This is a genomic window from Nocardia amamiensis (genome assembly GCF_015477605.1).
GTDB lineage: Bacteria > Actinomycetota > Actinomycetes > Mycobacteriales > Mycobacteriaceae > Nocardia > Nocardia amamiensis_A.
Map to the genome: position 1 here is coordinate 1 of NZ_JADLQX010000230.1, position 461 is coordinate 461.

General features: G+C 62.9%; 1 protein-coding gene. It reads left to right on the forward strand.

Annotation, left to right across the window (positions count from 1 at the left end; genetic code table 11):
- Positions 1–431 (forward strand): integrase core domain-containing protein (locus IU459_RS37610; protein WP_195134318.1); only part of this gene is annotated, 431 nt, incomplete at its 5' end.
- Positions 432–461: the final 30 nt, after the last annotated feature.

The following is a 461-nucleotide window of genomic DNA, read 5'->3' on the forward strand; positions in this document are numbered from 1 at the left end:
CCAGCAAACAGACCGCGTTCGTGGAATCGGCGATCCGTCAGGCCGCCGCGCTGCGGCGGCGTCAGGGGCGGCCGTGGACCGGGTCCACGATTCATCATTCGGACGCCGGGTCGCAATATACATCGGTGAAATTCGGTGAGACACTGATGCTTTCGGGCCTGCGTCCGTCGATAGGCTCGGTCGGGGACGCCTTCGACAATGCCCTCGCCGAGACCACGATCGGACTCTATAAGACCGAGGCGGTGCGTGATGATTCGCCGTTCCGGCGCGGTCCTCTGCATCGGCTGGCGGATGTCGAGCTACTCACCCACGAATGGGTCAGCTGGTTCAACAACTCCCGGCTGATGCACCGGCTCGGCCGCCGACCACCGATCGAATACGAAGACGACTACTATTCCACCTGCTCCGAACAACCTGCCGGAGACAGATAACGCGGTGCGCACGGAACCCGGGGAGATTCA